The sequence below is a fragment of the Microbacterium sp. 18062 genome (genome assembly GCF_902706225.1).
In the GTDB taxonomy this organism is placed as follows: Bacteria; Actinomycetota; Actinomycetes; order Actinomycetales; family Microbacteriaceae; genus Microbacterium.
The window spans coordinates 1-409 of the sequence record NZ_CACSKB010000555.1 but is presented as its reverse complement, the minus strand read 5'-3'; the positions used below and the strand labels follow the sequence as shown (position 1 = coordinate 409).

Below are 409 nucleotides of genomic sequence, written 5' to 3'. Positions count from 1 at the left end.
GTCCAGCACCATGGTCCAGGCATTGCCCTCGCCATCGCGGCCGCCGATGGGGCTGCCGTTCAGGAAGCTGTGGACGTCGGCCACGGTGTGGGGCGTGGCGGGTGTGCCTTTTTGCACGATGCCGTAGACGTCGGACTTGGTCTGCGGTTCGATGTTCTCGATCTTGCCGTCCACGGGGTTGGTGTTGGCGACGACCGAGCTGCCGAAGGTCAGCGTGGCCGCGGCGGCCTGGTTGTACGGATTGGTGTCGTCGGTCTTGTTCTGCGGGTTGCCGAACTCGGCCAGCGCCGTCAGCGCGGTGAGCAGCGCCAGCTTCTGCGTCTGCGCGTTGCCGTTGTAGGTGGTGTTGCCGTAGAGCTTTCCGGCCTGGTTGACGGGGGTGCCGTCCTGGTTGAGCGCGGTGTTCGTG

The 409-nt window shown here is 66.0% G+C and carries 1 protein-coding gene; it reads right to left on the bottom strand.

Features of this window, described 5'->3' with window-relative positions; translation table 11 throughout:
• On the bottom strand, nucleotides 1-409 hold a 409-nt coding region (locus GVL03_RS21180; RefSeq protein WP_159502744.1), incomplete at both ends, for a hypothetical protein.